We start from the raw sequence: 16,867 nt of genomic DNA on the forward strand, positions 1-16,867 counted from the left end.
CTGTTTGAGGCTTAACGCCCCTCTTTTCTCACCCGCTCGATATGAATGGCGAGGAACATAATTTCTTCGGTTGTCAGCTCACGCTGATAGCTTTTGTTCAGGTGCTGTGCGATTTTCTCGGCGCATTTCCACGCCTTCGCGTAGTTGTCTTTGACTGCCGTATGCAGCGAGACATCGTCATCTTCCACCACGGTGCGGGTGAGCATCCGCTGGGCAAAAAACTTCAGGTGGGTGACAAAACGCTGATAGCTGAGCGACTCTTCGTCATACTCAAGCTGCAGCTGATACTTCACCAGCTGCAGGATCTCCTGCATCACCCGCGTCACGTGCATCACCTCCGGCATTTCGCTGTTCAGCTGCGCGGTGACCAGATGCAGGGCGATAAAACCGGCCTCATCCTCCTCCAGTTCGACGTTCAGGCGTCTGGCGATAATGGCCCGCGCCTCCTGCCCTAACTCGAACTCCTTCGGATACAGCCGTTTAATATCCCACAGCAGCACGTTTTTGATGGCCAACCCGTTCTTCTGCCGCTCAATCGCAAAGTAGCAGTGATCGGTGAGAGTGATATACAAGCTCTCCTGCAGCTTGCCCAGCCGCTGCGCCGCCAGCCCGATGATGCGGTCGCAGGTGGTCATCACCTCCAGCGGAATTTGACTCAGCAGCTCTCCGAGCCGACGCACCAGTTCATCGCTTTGTAACGCAAACACCTTTTCAACCAACGCGGTATCCAGCGCTTCACCGACGCGCTTCTGAAAGGCCAGCCCACGGCCCATCACCACCTGTTCGCGCCCGCGCTCATCCTGAACAACCACCACGTTATTATTGAGTATCTTGGCGATTTTCATCTGAACCCCAGAAACAAAAAAACCTGACCTCCGGCAGATGCCAGAAAATCAGGTTTTGCCTGCCTAAGCAGTAACAATCCAGTTCTGGCACTCTAACAGTTTCATTCGTAGCCTCAATGCGTCACGCGTCAGAAACGTGACGCGGATCGAACTTGCTACGGTGATATCAGAAGGTCACCACCGTTTTCAGCTCGGTGACCCAGGCATCCTGGGTGCGGCTGACCCCGCCGGGATGGTGCCAGTACTGAATGCCCGGCTGCAGTTCAAGCCATGACACCGGACGAAAACGGTAGTAAAACTCGCCGTTCAGGGAATGGCCCGGCACCGGGTGATACGCCGGATTGTCATAATCGCTTACGCCGCTCAGGCTGTTCAGGTAACGCTGGTTGCGGGCGTACTGGCTGCTCATATCAATCCAGGTTAAGCCAAAGCCAATCCAGTCTTCCGGTCGCGCATCAAACAGCCCGCGGTAGCGCAGCGAGGCGGCGTAAACCTGGTGCATGTAGTTACTGCGCTGATCCGCAAGGCTCATGCTGAACGAGGTACTCAACCCGCGATTCGGATCACCCTGATGCTGCGTTAGCTGCTGGTTCAGTCCGGCGTACATAAACCAGGTCCGGCTGTGCGTATCGAATCCGTCCGGGTCCGTCGCCCCCGCCCCACCGGATTTGCCGCGATAGAGATCGGTTTGCGGCGCGTTGGTAAACACCACGCCCAGGTTGTACGCGCCCGGCAGGCCGTTAATCAGCGGACGCGCTTCGATTTCAACCGGCAGTAAGATCCCTTTGCTGCCCTTCGTCGACCAGCTCCACGCATGGTTGCGGCTGGCGGCCTGCGGATTCTGCTCCATCACGCCGCCCTTCAGGGTTAGCGTCGGCGTGAGTTTATACGCAAGCGTGGTGCCCCAGGTGTGCACGTTCCAGTTGTTCCAGGTCAACGAGTTGGCTGACTTCCCACCGCACTGGGACAGCAGCTGGAAATCACAGGGGATAATTTGATCGAAGGTTTGTACCTTGTTCATCATCCCGATGCGCCAGGTCAGCCGCCGGTCGTCAAAGCTGCGGGCAAAGGTCAGCCAGCCCAGACGGGTAATCGACTGCCCGCCCCAGCTCTCCTGGGTCAGATCGTTGAAGTTGACGCGCGGATCCTGCACGCGTTTGGTGGTGAGATCGTCATTGTGGTTGCGGTTGACGATGTTCCCCTCAATACGCGCGTCCGGGATACCGGTCCAGCGCTCCAGATCCTGGTTGAAGGTCAGTGCGAACTGGTCAATATAGGCCACGTGGGAGTCGTGGTTATATCCACCACCGCCGTTCCAGCCAATTTCATTCAGGTATCCGAGATTATAGGTAAAACCGTTATCGTTAAGGATTTTACGCATGCCGAGCATTTCGCCGAGAACAGGATCCGGCGGAGCTTCAAACCCTAATACCGTTCCGTTCCAGCCTTGCGCCATCGACAGCGGGGATATCGCCAATAAGGCGAGCGCATAGAGTTTATTTTTATATGCCATAATTACAACCTGTGATTGAGTATTGAGTGCGTAACCGGCCGCAGGAAATTTTTCTATTTCCTGTCGAGAATTTATTTTTTAAAATCATTAAAAAGCGCTAAGCCAAATGTCTCTCCTGCGTAAACGACAGGCAAAAAAAAACCTAAGCGCTCCACAGCGAAAATGCTGTGAAACGCTTAGGTTTTGCCTGTTAACCAGTAACAATCCTGCGTTGAAAACAGTGGCACCTTAACACCGTCGCGCCACGTTGAAAACCGGAACTGTTTTCTGTTTTAAAAAAGTGTGAGCAATTTAACGCTTATTATTTGGACTGAATCACCCGGGCAATATCAGCCGACGTCTGTAAAGTACGAATCTCCTGAAATAACCCCAGCGCTTCATCGTACTCTTTGCGTAAATAACTCAGCCACTGCTTAATTCGCGCGACGTGATACAAACCGGTGTCGCCCTGCTTTTCCAGACGGCTGTATTTTTGCAGCAGCGTGACGACATCTGCCCACGGCATCCGCGGTTCGTTATATTTCACCACCCGGCTGAGGTTAGGGACGTTCAGCGCGCCGCGGCCGATCATTACCGCATCGCAGCCGGTGGCGTTCAGACAGGCCTGCGCGCTCTCGTAGTCCCAGATTTCGCCGTTGGCGATCACCGGAATGGTGAGGCGTTTGCGGATCTCACCGATCGCCTGCCAGTTAATGCGATCGGCTTTGTAGCCATCTTCTTTGGTACGGCCATGCACCACCAGCTCGGTGGCGCCGGCCTGCTGCACCGCATCGGCGATTTCAAACTGCCGCGCATCGCTGTCCCACCCGAGGCGAACCTTAACCGTCACCGGCAAATGCGCGGGTACCGCCTCGCGCATGGCTTTCGCGCCGCGGTAAATCAGTTCAGGATCTTTCAGCAACGTCGCTCCGCCGCCGCTGCCGTTCACCAGCTTAGACGGACAGCCGCAGTTGAGATCTACCCCGTAAGAGCCCAGCTCAACCGCGCGGGCGGCGTTTTCCGCCAGCCATTCCGGATACTGGCCGAGCAGTTGAATACGCACCAGCGTGCCGGAAGAGGTCCGGCTCTGGTTGTGCAGCTCGGGGCAAAGCCGGAAGAAGGATTTTACCGGCAACAGCATATCGACCACGCGCAGGAACTCCGTCACGCAGAGATCGTAGTCGTTCACCTCGGTCAGAAGCTCGCGCACGAGGGAGTCGAGCACGCCTTCCATTGGGGCCAGTAAAACACGCATAGCAGTACCTGTGAAAAAAGACGCGCTATAGTAGCCGCTCTCTATATCGCTGGGAAGCGCTTCTGTTCAGGCAGAAAGTCACCCGGCGTTGCCCCAACAATGGCGCGAAACGCCGCCGCAAATGCCGCCGGGCCGGAAAACCCCAGCATCCAGGCCACCTGCTTAACCGGGTATCCGTTTGCGAGCAGATCCAGCGAGGCACAAATCCTGGCACGCTGTCGCCAGGCCCGGAAGCTAAAGCCGGTATCGTTGATAAACGCGCGTGAAAACGTGCGTTCAGACATCGCGGCCCGTTCCGCCAGCCTTTCCAGAGAAAGATCCCAGAGATTGTTGGCAATGATGTCACAGGCAATGCGATGTAAGCGCTCATCCACGGGCATCGGTAATTCGGCCGAGATTTGCTGAGCTTCACTGAGGATATCGAGCAGCAAAACGGCCATGCTGCGCTGACTGGCTGGCCGGTATTCCGCGCTGAACAGCCCGGCAATCAGCTCTTTGAACAACGCTGTTGCCATAATCACGTGAACCTCGTCTTTCCGCTTAAAAGGCTCGCATTGCGCTATCAGCGCCGGGCTAAACCAGACCGCGCGCAGCTCCGTTGCGGATAACACGCTGTAGGTATGCTCCTGAAAGGGAGGGATCCACAGCGCGCGCTGCGGCGGTATGACCCAGCGTTTGCTGCCGGTTTCGACCAGCATGACTCCTTTGATGGCAAACAAAAGTTGTCCCTGCGAATGCTGGTGAGGCGGATCGACTTCGCCGCGCGTATAGCGAATCGCCCCTCTTGACCATCCGATAGCATCGTCGTGAATTGGCGTTTTATCGATAACGGTTGGCATTTCACATTCCCCCCTTCCTCTTATGATGCTGCTTGTACACGTAACCAGAGAGAGACGCAATGCACATCCATTTTATTATTCATGAACATTTCGAGGCACCAGGCGCCTATGAAATCTGGGGGAAAAGTCGCGGCTGCAGTCTGAGCTACACCAGAGTGTATCAGGGCGAACCATTACCCGAGGCGCTGGGGCACACAGACCTGCTTATCATCATGGGAGGCCCGCAGTCCCCCGCTACCACGCGTGAGGAATGCCCCTGGTTTGATGCGCAGGCGGAAAAAGCACTTATCAGCCGCGCGATAGAGGCAGGTAAAATGGTGATAGGCGTTTGTCTGGGCTCGCAGCTTATCGGTGAAGCGCTGGGCGCAGCGTTTTGTCATAGCCCGGAAAAAGAGATCGGCAAATTTCCCGTCAGGCTCACAGATGCAGGTAAGGCGAACCCGCTGTTTGAGGACTTTGGCAGCGTGCTGAACGTCGGTCACTGGCATAACGATATGCCTGGGTTGACGCCGCAGGCTAAAGTTCTGGCTTACAGCGAGGGCTGTCCCCGCCAGATCGTGCAATACAGCGAACGGGTTTACGGTTTCCAGTGCCATATGGAGCTGACGCCGGAGGTGGTAGAGTTGCTGATTGAGCATTCGCAGAGTGACCTCCGCCGCGCGGGTGAATTCCGTTTTGTCGAAACGGCGGAAAAACTCCGCTCGCATGATTATCGCGAAATGAACCAGGTGCTGTTTTCTTTTCTCGATAAACTGACCGCCTGTCGTTGATACCTTCTCTGGCACGCCGTTTCGCCAGCGCAATCCCTTTCCTCTAAACTGTAGCCTGCACCGGTAAGGTGATACCGGACGTTCCATTCCGGAATGTCTGGTATGCTCAAAATTCATGATGTGATCCATGGCACATTTTTAGGTTTAATTGTATGATGAATGCGTTTCAGCAAGGACTATCACCATGAGCAAATCATTGAACATTATCTGGCAATATCTGCGCGCATTCGCCCTGATTTACGCCTGCCTGTATGCCGGGATTTTCATCGCGTCGCTGCTGCCCATCACCATCCCCGGCAGCATTATCGGCATGCTGATCCTCTTCGTTTTGCTGGCGCTGCAAATCCTGCCCGCAAAGTGGGTCAACCCCGGCTGCTTCGTCCTCATTCGCTATATGGCGCTGCTTTTCGTGCCTATCGGCGTGGGCGTCATGCAGTATTTTGATTTGCTCAAAGCCCAGTTCGGCCCGATTGTGGTCTCCTGCGCGGTCAGTACGCTGGTGGTTTTCCTGGTGGTGAGCTGGAGTTCACATCTGGTGCATGGCGAACGTAACGTGATTGGGGAGAAAACAAAAAAATGATGGACAATTTCTGGTGGTCTCTGCCGCTCACCCTGGCAGTGTTCTTCGCCGCGCGTAAACTTGCCGCGCGTTTCAAAATGCCCTTGCTGAACCCCCTGCTGGTGGCGATGGTGGTGATTATTCCGTTCCTGCTTCTCACCGGCATTCCTTACGAACGCTACTTTGCCGGCAGCAAAATCTTAAACGACCTGCTGCAGCCCGCCGTTGTGGCGCTCGCCTTTCCTTTATACGAGCAGTTGCACCAGATCCGCGCCCGCTGGAAATCCATCATTACCATCTGTTTTGTGGGTAGCCTGGTGGCGATGATCACCGGTACGTCGGTGGCGCTGTTAATGGGAGCCTCGCCGCAAATTGCCGCCTCTATTCTGCCTAAATCGGTGACCACGCCTATCGCGATGGCGGTTGGGGGCAGCCTCGGCGGTATTCCGGCCATCAGCGCGATGTGCGTCATTTTCGTCGGTATTCTCGGCGCGGTGTTTGGCCACACCCTGCTGAACGCGATGCGTATTCATACTAAAGCGGCACGGGGGCTCTCGATGGGCACCGCCTCGCACGCGCTGGGCACGGCCCGCTGCGCGGAGCTGGATTATCAGGAAGGGGCGTTTAGCTCCCTGGCGCTGGTGATCTGCGGGATTATTACCTCTCTGCTGGCCCCGTTCATTTTCCCGCTTATTCTGGCGGTGATGGGCTAAAATTTGCGATGCGTCGCGCAAATTTCATTTTGATTTCATAAGTTGCATACATAATGAGAAGTGGATCACACATAAAGCCCTAACGGCTCCGTAAACTACCGATCCATTAACCTTTATGAGGCAAACGCCATGCACCCACGTTTTCAAGCTGCTTTCGCCCAGCTTGCAGAGAATTTGCAGTCAGCCCTTGCTCCCGTTCTGGCAGATGCGCACTTCCCCGCCCTGCTGACCGCGGAGCAGGTCACGATGCTGAAACAGGCAACGGGACTGGACGAAGACGCGCTGGCTTTCGCACTGCTTCCTCTGGCTGCCGCCTGCGCGCGGGCCGATCTCTCCCACTTCAACGTCGGGGCCATTGCGCGCGGCGTCAGCGGCACCTGGTACTTCGGCGGCAACATGGAGTTCCTGGGCGCAACCATGCAGCAAACCGTGCACGCCGAGCAGAGCGCCATCAGTCACGCCTGGCTGCGCGGTGAAAAAGCGCTGAGCGCCATTACCGTTAACTACACTCCGTGCGGCCACTGCCGTCAGTTTATGAACGAACTGAACAGCGGGCTGCAGCTGCGCATCAATCTGCCAGGCCGCGCGCCGCACACGCTGGCGGATTACCTGCCTGACGCGTTTGGCCCGAAAGATCTGGAGATCAAAACCCTGCTGATGGACGAGCAGAACCACGGTTTCGCCCTGTCCGGCGATGACCTGAGCCAGGCGGCGATTGCCGCCGCCAACAAGAGCCACACGCCGTACAGCAAGTCCCCGAGCGGCGTGGCGCTGCAATGCCGCGATGGCCGAATCTTCACCGGCAGCTATGCGGAAAACGCCGCGTTTAACCCAACGCTGCCGCCGCTGCAGGGCGCACTCAACCTGCTGAGCCTGAACGGCTATGATTATCCTGACATTCAGCGCGCCATTCTGGCTGAAATTGCCGATGCGCCGCTGATTCAGTGGGATGCCACTGCCGCAACGCTTAAAGCGCTGGGCTGTACGACGATTGACCGCGTACTGCTGGCGTAATCCTTCCGGGCGGGCAGAAATGCCCGCCAGTTTGCTGAAAAACCCCTCAGTTGAGTCGCTGTTTCTTGCGCTAACCAGGCGGGTAAAGTAGCCTGAGTTAAATTTCACCTTCGGTACGAGCCATCTGCATGTTAAAGCGCGTTTTTTACAGCCTGTCTGTCCTGGTCGGCATACTGCTGTTGATCGTGCTCGGTCTCGACCGCTGGATGAGCTGGAAAACCGCCCCCTACATCTTTGATGACCTGCAGGACCTGCCCTATCGTCAGGTTGGCGTGGTGCTCGGCACCGCCAAGTATTACCGCACCGGCGTCATCAACCAGTATTACCGTTACCGCATTCAGGGCGCGCTGAACGCCTACAACAGCGGCAAGGTGAACTACCTGCTGCTGAGCGGCGATAACGCGCTGCAAAGCTACAATGAACCGGTGACGATGCGTAAGGACCTGATTGCCGCGGGCGTGGATCCTGCCGATATCGTGCTCGACTACGCCGGGTTCCGCACCCTGGACTCCATCGTGCGCACGCGCAAGGTCTTCGACACCAACGACTTCATCATCATCACCCAGCGCTTCCACTGCGAGCGCGCGCTGTTTATCGCCCTGCATATGGGTATTCAGGCCCAGTGCTACGCGGTGCCGTCGCCAAAAGATATGCTGAGCGTGCGCGTCCGCGAGTTCGGCGCCCGCTTTGGTGCCCTGGCCGATCTGTATATCTTTAAGCGCGAACCGCGCTTTTTAGGCCCGCTGGTGCCGATTCCGGCGATGCACGAAGTGCCGGAAGACGCGCAGGGTTACCCGGCCGTCACGCCTGAGCAGCTGCTCGATATGCAGAAAAAAGAGAAATAGCGGGACCGTCTTTATACTTTCTTTACGCCGGGCCTGACGCTTTTTATCTCCCCTTTACGTCGGCTCTTTTAAGCTGAGTTCATTGCCGCTACGGCTTCATTGAAGAATGACTATGAACTCGATAATGAATGCGTTTTTCCTCAAAAGTCTCCGCCCATACTTTAACTTTCCCGGCTTATCACTCCCTGGCGCACTTAATTCTGGTCTCTGGCTGGATGAAAAAATTGACTCCCTGCAGCACAACGTTGCCGTGGAAGTGGCCGATTATCTGGAACGTTACCCGCAAACGAAACATGTTGACGTTTACCTGAACGATATCAACGGCACGATGCGCGGCAAGCGCCTCTCGGTGGAGAGCATGCTGAGTCTGGAAAAAGGCTGTTATTTTCCGCTTTCCGTCTACTCAATGGATCAGAAGGGAAACATCGCCGCCCCGCTTTATGATGAACCCGACCGGCTGTGCGTCCCGGTCGCCGGCTCTTTGCGCCCCTGTCCGCAGGATCCAGAGCACACCGCGCAGATCCTGCTGACGATGAAAGACAGCGACGGTAATCCCTGCCCGCTTGAGCCGCGCGCGATACTGCAGAACGTCGTGGCCCGCTTCCACCAGCACGGCCTTTTCCCGGTCATTGCCCCGGAAATCGAGTTCTATCTGACGGGACAAGGCGAACGCGATCCGCAAAATCAGGGCTGTTTTCACATGGATACCTCGTCGGCGCATGCGGCGCTGTTTGACGAGCTGGAACAGCTGGCGCACCTGCAGCGCATCCCGCTGTCAGGGGTCGTAGCGGAAGCCGAGTCCGGACAGTACGAATTAAACCTGAAGCATAACCAGCGCATCGTTGAGGTCTGTGATAACGTGCTGGCCCTGCGCCGCCTGACCCGCTATGTCGCTGAAAAGCACGGTCTTCAGGCCAACTTTATGGCTAAGCCTTTCAGCCAGCTGTCCGGCAGCGGTTTGCACATCCATTTCAGCCTGAACAACAGCCGTGGCGAAAATGTTTTTGCCTCGCCGGTGAACGCGCTGAGCAGCATGATGCGTTTGTACATCGCGGGCCAGCTGGCGCTGATGCCCGCCTCCGTCGCCATTCTTGCGCCGGGGGTCAACGCGTTTCGTCGCCTGCGTAAAAACCTGACGGAACCCGTCTTTAACTCCTGGGGCTATAACACCCGCTCCGCCGCCTTGCGTATTCCCTGCTCGGATGACGGCAATCGTCGCATTGAGTACCGGCTGGCCGGGGCCGATGCGAATCCGTATCTGGTGGCGGCCACTATCCTGACAGGCATGCTTTACGGGCTGGAACATATCGACGAGGGGGATCTCCCTGAGCCGCAGCACGACCAACCCGAACTGCCGCTGTTCCAGCAGGAGGCGATTGAGGCCTTTGCCCGCTGTGAGTATCTCACCGACAGCCTGGGCGACGCCTTTTCCGAACAGTGGGTCGCCTGCAAGCTTTCTGAACTCGACTGGTTTGAGCGCATTGTGACGCAGGAGGAGTCCCATCTGGCATAGGGCATAAAAAAAGCCCGCTCGGTGAGCGGGCCGGGTATGGCGAGTGACGATTACTTCTTACGGGCGTACTTCAGTGAATCCAGCGCAACCGCGAAGATAATGATGGCGCCCTTGATGATGTACTGCCAGTACGGGTTCACGCCGATATAGGTCAACCCGTAGTTGATGACGGTGAAGATGATCACACCGGTCACCACGCCGAGCACCGTCCCCACGCCGCCGCTGAAGGAGACGCCGCCCACCACGCAGGCTGCAATTGCATCCAGTTCGTACATGAAGCCAAGGTTGTTCGTTGCAGAGCCGATACGGCCCGCTTCCAGCATCCCGCCGAAGGCGTAGAACACGCCGGACAGGGCATAGATGATGAGCAGATTCAGGGCAACGTTTACGCCGGAGACTTTCGCCGCTTCCGGGTTACCGCCGATAGCGAAGATGTTTTTGCCAAAGCGCGTTTTGTTCCACAGGATCCAGACGAAGGCGACCGCAATCAGCGCATAGAAGGTGATATACGACAGGCGGAAGCTGCCCAGCGCGATAAACCCTTGCGTAAAGGTCGAGAAGCCGCTGTCAAAGCCCGAGATGGGCGAAGCACCGACGAAGTCGTAGTACAGGGAGTTGATACCGTAAACGATGATCATCGTACCCAGGGTGGTGATGAATGGCGTCACGTTCAGGTAGGCGATGATAATACCGTTGATCAGACCAATCACCGCACCGATGGCGCAGACAATCAGGATCACCACGAAAATCGGCATGGTGGCCATTTCGGGGAAGACCTTGTTGGCGTTTTCCATCGACTGCAGCAGGGTTGCCGCGATAACCGCCGCCAGACCTACCTGGCGACCTGCAGAAAGGTCCGTCCCCTGGGTCACGATCAGGCCCGCCACGCCCAGCGCAATGATAATACGCACGGAGGACTGGGTCAGAATGTTACTCAGGTTCAGCAGGCTTAAGAACGTAGGGTCCTGGAAAATGATGATTGCCAGCAAGACTAAAAGAACAACGTAAATACCGCCTTCTTTCAGGTAAGTGAGAAAACTTTTTTTATTTAACGCACTCATGAGGAGCCCCTGATCTTAAAGGTGCAAAGACGCAAGACGCAAAATTTCATTTTGCGTTGTCGTTTTGGTGTCAACAATACCGGCGACGAGACCATTGCTCATAACCAGAATACGGTCCGTGATCCCTAACAATTCCGGCATTTCGGAGGAAATAATAATGATCCCTTTATTCTTTTTCGCCAGCTCGGCAATCAGTTGATAAATTTCAAACTTCGCACCGACGTCAATACCGCGGGTCGGCTCATCCAGCATCAGAATTTCTGGCTGCGTTAATAACCAACGGCCAATAATCACTTTCTGCTGGTTACCGCCTGACAGCGAACCAATCTGGGTGCGGTGGCCTGGCGTTTTCACGCGCATGGAGTCAATCACCCATTGGGTATCGCTCTTCATGCGGGAGTTATCCAACAGCCCGACTTTGTTTTTGTAATTGCGAATGTTAGAAATTAACGAGTTAAAGTTAATATCCAGATAAGCATAAATACCGGTCGAACGACGCTCTTCCGTCACCAGCGCAAAACCATTATTAATGGCTTCGTTGGCGTTGTGGTTATTGATTTTCTTACCGTGCAGCGTAATGGTGCCTTCGGCTTTCTCACGAATGCCAAACAGGGTTTCTACGATATCGGTACGCTTTGCCCCCACCAGTCCGGCAATCCCCAGGATTTCACCCTTGTGCAGGTCGAAGGAGACATCGCGGATAGACGGCTGACGCAATGAGGTCAGATTGCGCACTTCCAGAATCACTTCACCCGGCTTGTTTTCTTTGTCCGGGAAGCGCTGGTTCAGGGAACGGCCGACCATCATGGCGATGATCTTGTCCATGTCCAGCCCTTCCAGCGGCTGCGTGGCAATCCACTGGCCGTCGCGCAGGATGGTGATCTCATCGCACAGCTGGAAGATCTCTTCCATTTTGTGGGAGATGTACACAATGCCGCAGCCGCGATCTTTCAGCTTACGAATAATGGTAAAAAGGTGGTTAACCTCTTTTTCCGTTAATGACGATGTCGGTTCGTCCATGATGACGATTTTCGCATCATAGGAGAACGCTTTGGCAATTTCGATCATCTGCATCTGGGAGACGGATAATGTTCCCACGCGGGCGCGCGGATCGATATCAATATCCAGCTCGTCAAAAATCGCCTTGGTGTCGCGATACATTTTGTCCTGATCGACAAAGACACCTTTGGTGGGATAACGCCCCAACCACATGTTATCCATGACTGAACGCTGCAGCACCAGGTTTAATTCCTGGTGAACCATCGAGATACCGTTTTCCAGTGCTTCTTTCGCTGAATGGAAATCGATCTCTTTCCCCTGAAAAAGAATGCTGCCAGAATCTTTTTGATAGATCCCAAAAAGGCATTTTAATAATGTTGATTTACCCGCACCGTTCTCCCCCATTAAGGCATGAATAGAGTGAGGACGCACTTTTAAATTAACATTATCGAGTGCCTTAACGCCGGGAAATGACTTGTTGATACCGCTCATTTCCAACAGGTATTCACCGGATGACTGAGTTGTTGTGCTGACCATAATTATACCTTGTTGGCCTCGCATATCGCGTTATAAAAGGGCGCAACGAATTGCGCCCAGTGGAGACAGTACCGCTTACTTATTTACCGATAAACTCAGCCAGGTTGGACTGGTCTACGCCCACGTAAGGTACGCGAACGATTTTGTTGTCAATTTTCCAGTTGGTGCCATCTGCCGCACCTTTGCCATCGGCCAGGTTTTTCGCCAGATCGAAGGTCGCTTTCGCCTGGTTGTTGGCATCGTTCAGCACGGTACCGGCCATCGCACCGGATTTAACCAGCGCCAGCGCTTCTGGCAGCGCATCCACACCGAATACCGGGATAGAGGATTTGTTGTGTGCTTTCAGCGCTTCTACCGCACCCATTGCCATCGCATCGTTGTTGGCGATAACCACTTCGATTTTGTTGGCGTTAGGGCCTGACAGCCACGCGTCCATCTTATCTTTCGCCTGAGCGGTATCCCACATCGCGGTATCTAACGCCAGCTGCTGGGTTTTCAGGCCCTTGTCGTTCAGCTCTTTGATAACGTAGGTGGTACGCGCTTCAGCATCCGGGTGGCCAGGTTCGCCTTTCAGCAGCACGAACTGAATCTGACCGTCTTTGTTCAGGTCCCAGTTCGGGTTCGCCGCCCAGTGTTTCGCGATCAGATCGCCCTGAATAATACCGGACTCTTTGGAGTCGGTACCGACGTAATACGCTTTGTCGTAGCTATCCAGCGCCTTACGGGAAGGTTCTTTGTTGAAGAAGACGATCGGCACGTTCTGGCCGCGCGCTTTTTCAATAACCGTGCCTGCTGCAGCCGGGTCAACCAGGTTGATGGCCAGGGCTTTCACGCCTTTCGCCAGCAGAACGTCGATCTGGTCGTTCTGTTTGGACTGGTCATTCTGGGAGTCGTTCATCAGCAGCTGAACGTCTGGCGCTGCTTTCGCATCTTTCTCAATCGCTTTACGCACAACAGACATGAAGTTGTCGTCGTATTTATAGATGGTCACACCAATACGGGTATCCGCAGCGTGCGCTGCTGCACCAAAAAGCATGCTTGCCATTACAGCAGACAGGGTCAACACCTTCTTATTCATGGTATCTCCGGTTTTTTTTATGCAGGGTAGTTCTTGTGAATAACGAGCGGCGGGCAGATGTTAATAAAACGTTACTGACAGCCGAGGTTCACTTATAAAATTTCTCTCTTCCGTGTTCGGTAACGCTCCAGAAATGCGTTTTATTCGTTGTTTGCGGCACATTGGCTATAGTGAAAGTGAATAATCACTGTTACATAGCGTTTCAGCCCCTAAAACGCTGACATCATAGTCAGCGCCTTGTTAAGATACTGTGAATTTACTCACAGATTGAAAACGGTTACATCACCACATGTAATCAGTTAGTGATCGGAACCACAGTTTGCCGGGCCGCGACGGAGTGGCGACGCACTAAAGTCGGCATGAAACAGTGTGTTGCCCCCGGATCCAGCATGCCAGCAGCCCCCTGTAACGCCAGCTCAGTCGCCAGTTTCGCCATAGAGGCTATGGGGTAACGCACGGTTGTCAGCTGCGGGTCGGTGTAACGGGCAATCGGGATATCATCAAAACCAATGAGTGATAAATGCTGTGGCACCGCAATCCCATTATCCTTCAGCGCCGTCAGGGCGCCGGCCGCCATGCTGTCGTTATAGGCAAACACCGCAGACAGCTGCAGATTGCGGCCCAGCAGCTCTACCATCGCCGCTTCACCGCCCTGCATGTCCGGCGTGCCGGTCCCCACCCAGCTTTCGGATGGCGTAATGCCGTGCTCTTTCAGGGCGTTTTGCCACCCTTCGCGCCGCAGTTCGTCATCTTCAATCTGATGGCTGGAGGCCAGATAACCGATCCGCTGATGTCCGTTGTTGATGAGCATTTTCGTGGCCATCATGGCGCCGCTGACGTTATCCAGCCCGACGCAGCGGTGGGCATAGCCGGGAACAATGCGGTTGATCAGCACCATGCCCGGGATCTGCTCCATCAATCCGGTTAGCTCTTCATCGCTCAAGGCTTTTGAATGGACAATCAAGGCGTTACAGCGCTGGCGGATCAGCACTTCAATGGCATGACGTTCTTTTTCCGCCTCATGATAGCTATTGCCGATCAGGACATATTTCTGATGCTGCTGGGCGACCATATCGACCGCTTTCACCAGGGCGCCGAAAAAGGCATCTGAGACATCCATTACCACCACGCCGATGGTGTCGCTGACCTGTGTCGCAAGCGCCTGGGCATTGGCATTTGGCCGGTACCCGAGCTGGGTCACGGCCTTCATTACGGTTTCACGGGTTTCAGGGCTGACCAGCGCGCTATTGTTGAGCACGCGTGAGACGGTAGCCACAGAAACGCCCGCCTGACGGGCGACGTCACGAATGGTGATCATATTCACCATCCTTCAAAGGATTGCAGCAACTCACAGACACCCCCTGTGTTTAGCAAGGTGGCTATTTTGGCAGCGAGAGAAAGGGGACTACGTGAAGAAGCTCACAGTCATGAAAACGCTTACATCCGTTTTGTTAATGATTGTGATCCAGATCGTTATCTGGATGTATTTTTCAATGATATCCCTGAAGCACGTGCGGTTAACTGACGCCATACCCACTCCAGCGGTCCCTGGCGGAAATAGCGTAGCCAGAGCACAGAAAACGCCAGGTTTACTGCCCAGACCGGAATAACAAACGCCAGCAGCGTAAGGCGGTCGAATTTCATAAACAGGCCAAAGCGATAGAAAAGCGTGGTGCAAATCAGCGTTTGCAGGAGGTAATTGCTCAACGCCATGCGGCCCACGCAGGCGATAGCGCTGACCATCCACAGACGAGAAAGCGAGGGCCAGAAGCCGTAGATCAGCGCCGCGTAGCCGATGGTCTGAAACGGCGCGCTCAGTTCACGCGGCACCTGGAGCAGGAACGCGCACCAGCGGTAATCCCAGTGGATATGCCACTGCACCATCACCGCCGGGAGATTAATCAGCACGCCGAGCAGCACCAGACCAGCGCCGGTACGGCGATAGTGACGCAGGCTGAATTCCCCTTTCAGCCAGCCGGTGCGCATCAGTGACGCGCCCATCAGCATCATACCCGCCAGTTGCCAGCCGTATTGCGCGCCCAGCGCAAGGAGGTTGTCCCCCAGCATATCCGCGCGGTTGCTTATCGCTTCCGTTCCGCCCTTCAGCTTCCAGAACTGCTCGTACTGCAGGTTAGCGGCATCCGGGATCCAGGCACGGTTTGTCGTCTCGCCGGAGATCATCCCCAGCAGCAACAATACTCCAAGCCCCATGACATAGAGCATCACCCCGGTGTTGAACAGGCTTTTAACGCTGTGCGCATCGCGAATGAGGCGCCAGCAGATGAGCCCGACTAACCCATAGGCAAGAAGAATATCGCCGTCCCAGAAGAACAGGCCATGGATAAAGCCGAGGATAACCAGCAGCGTCAGGCGCGACTGGATCCAGCGCGTGCCGCGTTTGAGGAGAAGCTGCAGGCCTGCGCCAAACAGCAGGGCAAAGAGCGTGAGGAATTTGACCTGCGCAAAGAGATCGAGGATTGCCCAGGTCCAGGCATCACTGCGGGTAATGTCGCCATACCACGCGGGATTGAGATACGCCGCCTTCGGCAAACCGAAGGCGGTGATATTAAGCAGCAGGATACCGAGAATGGCGACGCCGCGAACAAAATCGAGCGTGACGTTTCGCTCCATGATCCCTGCCCTGTAAGACTTAGTTGTGGTGACGTACGGCGCGCAGGAACTCCTGGCGGGTATTCTGGCTCGATTTAAACAGACCGCCCAGCGAGGTTGTAGTGGTCGCACTGGTGGCATCGCGCACGCCGCGCGCTTTCACGCAGTAGTGAACCGCGTCGATAGAGACGGCCACGTTATTGGTGCCCAGCAGCGTTTGCAGCGCGGTCAGGATCTGCTGGGTCAGACGCTCCTGCACCTGCGGACGCTGAGCGAAGAACTGCACGATGCGGTTGATCTTCGACAGGCCAATCACCGTATCTTTGGGGATATACGCCACGGTCGCTTTACCGTCGATGGTCACGAAATGGTGTTCGCAGGTGCTGGTCAGCGTGATATCGCGAACCGTGACCATCTCGTCCACTTTCATCTTGTTTTCAATGACGGTGATTTTCGGGAAGTTGGCGTAATCCAGGCCGGAGAAAATTTCGTCGACGTACATTTTCGCGATGCGGTGCGGCGTCTCCATCAGACTGTCGTCACTCAGATCGAGATTCAGCAGCTCCATGATGTCGGTCATATGACCGGCAATCAGACGCTTGCGGGTTTCATTGTCCAAGTCCTGTACGGGCGGACGCAGTGGCGTTTCAAGACCGCGCGCAACCAGGGCTTCGTGGACCAGGGCAGCTTCTTTACTGAGTGATGACATTTTGTTCTCCTGCAGGTGTGGCGTCTTT

The 16,867-nt window shown here is 55.3% G+C and carries 16 protein-coding genes; 6 read left to right on the plus strand and 10 right to left on the minus strand.

Features of this window, described 5'->3' with window-relative positions; genetic code table 11:
- Positions 1–11: 11 nt before the first annotated feature.
- From bglG to KGP25_RS15970, 4 genes are all read right to left on the minus strand, one after another.
- Positions 12–845, minus strand: a complete 834-nt coding sequence (gene bglG, locus KGP25_RS15955) for a transcriptional antiterminator BglG (RefSeq protein ID WP_023616723.1) — start codon at positions 843–845, stop codon at positions 12–14.
- A 166-nt stretch (positions 846–1,011) separates the two neighbouring features.
- Positions 1,012–2,301 (minus strand): carbohydrate porin, encoded by a 1,290-nt coding sequence (locus KGP25_RS15960; protein ID WP_223540574.1) that lies wholly within the window; start codon positions 2,299–2,301, stop codon positions 1,012–1,014.
- A 358-nt stretch (positions 2,302–2,659) separates the two neighbouring features.
- Positions 2,660–3,592, minus strand: a complete 933-nt coding sequence (gene dusC / locus KGP25_RS15965; RefSeq protein ID WP_045908673.1) for a tRNA dihydrouridine(16) synthase DusC — start codon at positions 3,590–3,592, stop codon at positions 2,660–2,662.
- A 41-nt stretch (positions 3,593–3,633) separates the two neighbouring features.
- Complete coding sequence (locus KGP25_RS15970; RefSeq protein WP_094943257.1) at positions 3,634–4,431, minus strand: helix-turn-helix transcriptional regulator; 798 nt, start codon at positions 4,429–4,431, stop codon at positions 3,634–3,636.
- 59 nt (positions 4,432–4,490) lie between these two features.
- Here KGP25_RS15970 and KGP25_RS15975 point away from each other — a divergent pair, with 59 nt between their 5' ends.
- From KGP25_RS15975 to KGP25_RS16000, 6 genes are all read left to right on the plus strand, one after another.
- A complete protein-coding gene (locus KGP25_RS15975) occupies positions 4,491–5,201 on the plus strand; it encodes a type 1 glutamine amidotransferase (protein WP_223539279.1) in 711 nt (236 codons plus the stop codon).
- Positions 5,202–5,385: 184 nt separating this feature from the next.
- The gene (locus KGP25_RS15980; protein ID WP_045908676.1) at positions 5,386–5,781 is read left to right on the plus strand and encodes a CidA/LrgA family protein; all 396 of its coding nucleotides are present in this window, start codon (positions 5,386–5,388) and stop codon (positions 5,779–5,781) included.
- A complete protein-coding gene (locus KGP25_RS15985; protein ID WP_223539280.1) occupies positions 5,778–6,473 on the plus strand; it encodes a CidB/LrgB family autolysis modulator in 696 nt (231 codons plus the stop codon). The genes KGP25_RS15980 and KGP25_RS15985 overlap by 4 nt, the downstream gene beginning before the upstream one ends.
- A 129-nt stretch (positions 6,474–6,602) precedes the next feature.
- Positions 6,603–7,487, plus strand: coding sequence for a cytidine deaminase (gene cdd / locus KGP25_RS15990; RefSeq protein WP_046091540.1), 885 nt, complete (start codon positions 6,603–6,605; stop codon positions 7,485–7,487).
- 128 nt (positions 7,488–7,615) lie between these two features.
- The gene (gene sanA / locus KGP25_RS15995; RefSeq protein WP_008500918.1) at positions 7,616–8,332 is read left to right on the plus strand and encodes an outer membrane permeability protein SanA; all 717 of its coding nucleotides are present in this window, start codon (positions 7,616–7,618) and stop codon (positions 8,330–8,332) included.
- A 124-nt stretch (positions 8,333–8,456) separates the two neighbouring features.
- Positions 8,457–9,845, plus strand: coding sequence for a glutamine synthetase family protein (locus KGP25_RS16000; RefSeq protein WP_223539281.1), 1,389 nt, complete (start codon positions 8,457–8,459; stop codon positions 9,843–9,845).
- 50 nt (positions 9,846–9,895) lie between these two features.
- Here the strand turns inward: KGP25_RS16000 and mglC are convergent, their stop codons facing one another.
- The 6 genes from mglC to folE form a co-directional block, all read right to left on the minus strand.
- Positions 9,896–10,906 (minus strand): galactose/methyl galactoside ABC transporter permease MglC, encoded by a 1,011-nt coding sequence (gene mglC / locus KGP25_RS16005; RefSeq protein ID WP_008500921.1) that lies wholly within the window; start codon positions 10,904–10,906, stop codon positions 9,896–9,898.
- A gap of 15 nt (positions 10,907–10,921) precedes the next feature.
- Positions 10,922–12,442: a galactose/methyl galactoside ABC transporter ATP-binding protein MglA gene (gene mglA, locus KGP25_RS16010; RefSeq protein WP_008500922.1), complete on the minus strand. Its 1,521-nt coding sequence runs from the start codon at positions 12,440–12,442 to the stop codon at positions 10,922–10,924.
- 79 nt (positions 12,443–12,521) lie between these two features.
- Positions 12,522–13,520: a galactose/glucose ABC transporter substrate-binding protein MglB gene (gene mglB, locus KGP25_RS16015; RefSeq protein ID WP_008500923.1), complete on the minus strand. Its 999-nt coding sequence runs from the start codon at positions 13,518–13,520 to the stop codon at positions 12,522–12,524.
- 295 nt (positions 13,521–13,815) lie between these two features.
- Positions 13,816–14,838 (minus strand): HTH-type transcriptional regulator GalS, encoded by a 1,023-nt coding sequence (gene galS / locus KGP25_RS16020; protein WP_032675202.1) that lies wholly within the window; start codon positions 14,836–14,838, stop codon positions 13,816–13,818.
- A 155-nt stretch (positions 14,839–14,993) separates the two neighbouring features.
- Positions 14,994–16,151 (minus strand): DUF418 domain-containing protein YeiB, encoded by a 1,158-nt coding sequence (gene yeiB / locus KGP25_RS16025; RefSeq protein ID WP_032675203.1) that lies wholly within the window; start codon positions 16,149–16,151, stop codon positions 14,994–14,996.
- A 19-nt stretch (positions 16,152–16,170) separates the two neighbouring features.
- Complete coding sequence (gene folE, locus KGP25_RS16030) at positions 16,171–16,839, minus strand: GTP cyclohydrolase I FolE (protein WP_008500927.1); 669 nt, start codon at positions 16,837–16,839, stop codon at positions 16,171–16,173.
- Positions 16,840–16,867: the final 28 nt, after the last annotated feature.

Origin of the sequence: Enterobacter sp. JBIWA003 (assembly GCF_019968825.1) — a bacterium.
GTDB lineage: Bacteria > Pseudomonadota > Gammaproteobacteria > Enterobacterales > Enterobacteriaceae > Enterobacter > Enterobacter quasiroggenkampii.

Coding starts and splice junctions, on each gene's coding strand:
- KGP25_RS15985 (WP_223539280.1), top strand. CDS start 5,778: ATGATGGACAATTTCTGGTGGTCTCTGCCGCTCACCCTGGCAGTGTTC.
- galS (WP_032675202.1), bottom strand. CDS start 14,838: ATGATCACCATTCGTGACGTCGCCCGTCAGGCGGGCGTTTCTGTGGCT.
- cdd (WP_046091540.1), top strand. CDS start 6,603: ATGCACCCACGTTTTCAAGCTGCTTTCGCCCAGCTTGCAGAGAATTTG.
- KGP25_RS15975 (WP_223539279.1), top strand. CDS start 4,491: ATGCACATCCATTTTATTATTCATGAACATTTCGAGGCACCAGGCGCC.
- dusC (WP_045908673.1), bottom strand. CDS start 3,592: ATGCGTGTTTTACTGGCCCCAATGGAAGGCGTGCTCGACTCCCTCGTG.
- KGP25_RS15980 (WP_045908676.1), top strand. CDS start 5,386: ATGAGCAAATCATTGAACATTATCTGGCAATATCTGCGCGCATTCGCC.
- bglG (WP_023616723.1), bottom strand. CDS start 845: ATGAAAATCGCCAAGATACTCAATAATAACGTGGTGGTTGTTCAGGAT.
- KGP25_RS15970 (WP_094943257.1), bottom strand. CDS start 4,431: ATGCCAACCGTTATCGATAAAACGCCAATTCACGACGATGCTATCGGA.
- KGP25_RS16000 (WP_223539281.1), top strand. CDS start 8,457: ATGAATGCGTTTTTCCTCAAAAGTCTCCGCCCATACTTTAACTTTCCC.
- yeiB (WP_032675203.1), bottom strand. CDS start 16,151: ATGGAGCGAAACGTCACGCTCGATTTTGTTCGCGGCGTCGCCATTCTC.
- KGP25_RS15960 (WP_223540574.1), bottom strand. CDS start 2,301: ATGGCGCAAGGCTGGAACGGAACGGTATTAGGGTTTGAAGCTCCGCCG.
- mglB (WP_008500923.1), bottom strand. CDS start 13,520: ATGAATAAGAAGGTGTTGACCCTGTCTGCTGTAATGGCAAGCATGCTT.
- sanA (WP_008500918.1), top strand. CDS start 7,616: ATGTTAAAGCGCGTTTTTTACAGCCTGTCTGTCCTGGTCGGCATACTG.
- mglA (WP_008500922.1), bottom strand. CDS start 12,442: ATGGTCAGCACAACAACTCAGTCATCCGGTGAATACCTGTTGGAAATG.
- folE (WP_008500927.1), bottom strand. CDS start 16,839: ATGTCATCACTCAGTAAAGAAGCTGCCCTGGTCCACGAAGCCCTGGTT.
- mglC (WP_008500921.1), bottom strand. CDS start 10,906: ATGAGTGCGTTAAATAAAAAAAGTTTTCTCACTTACCTGAAAGAAGGC.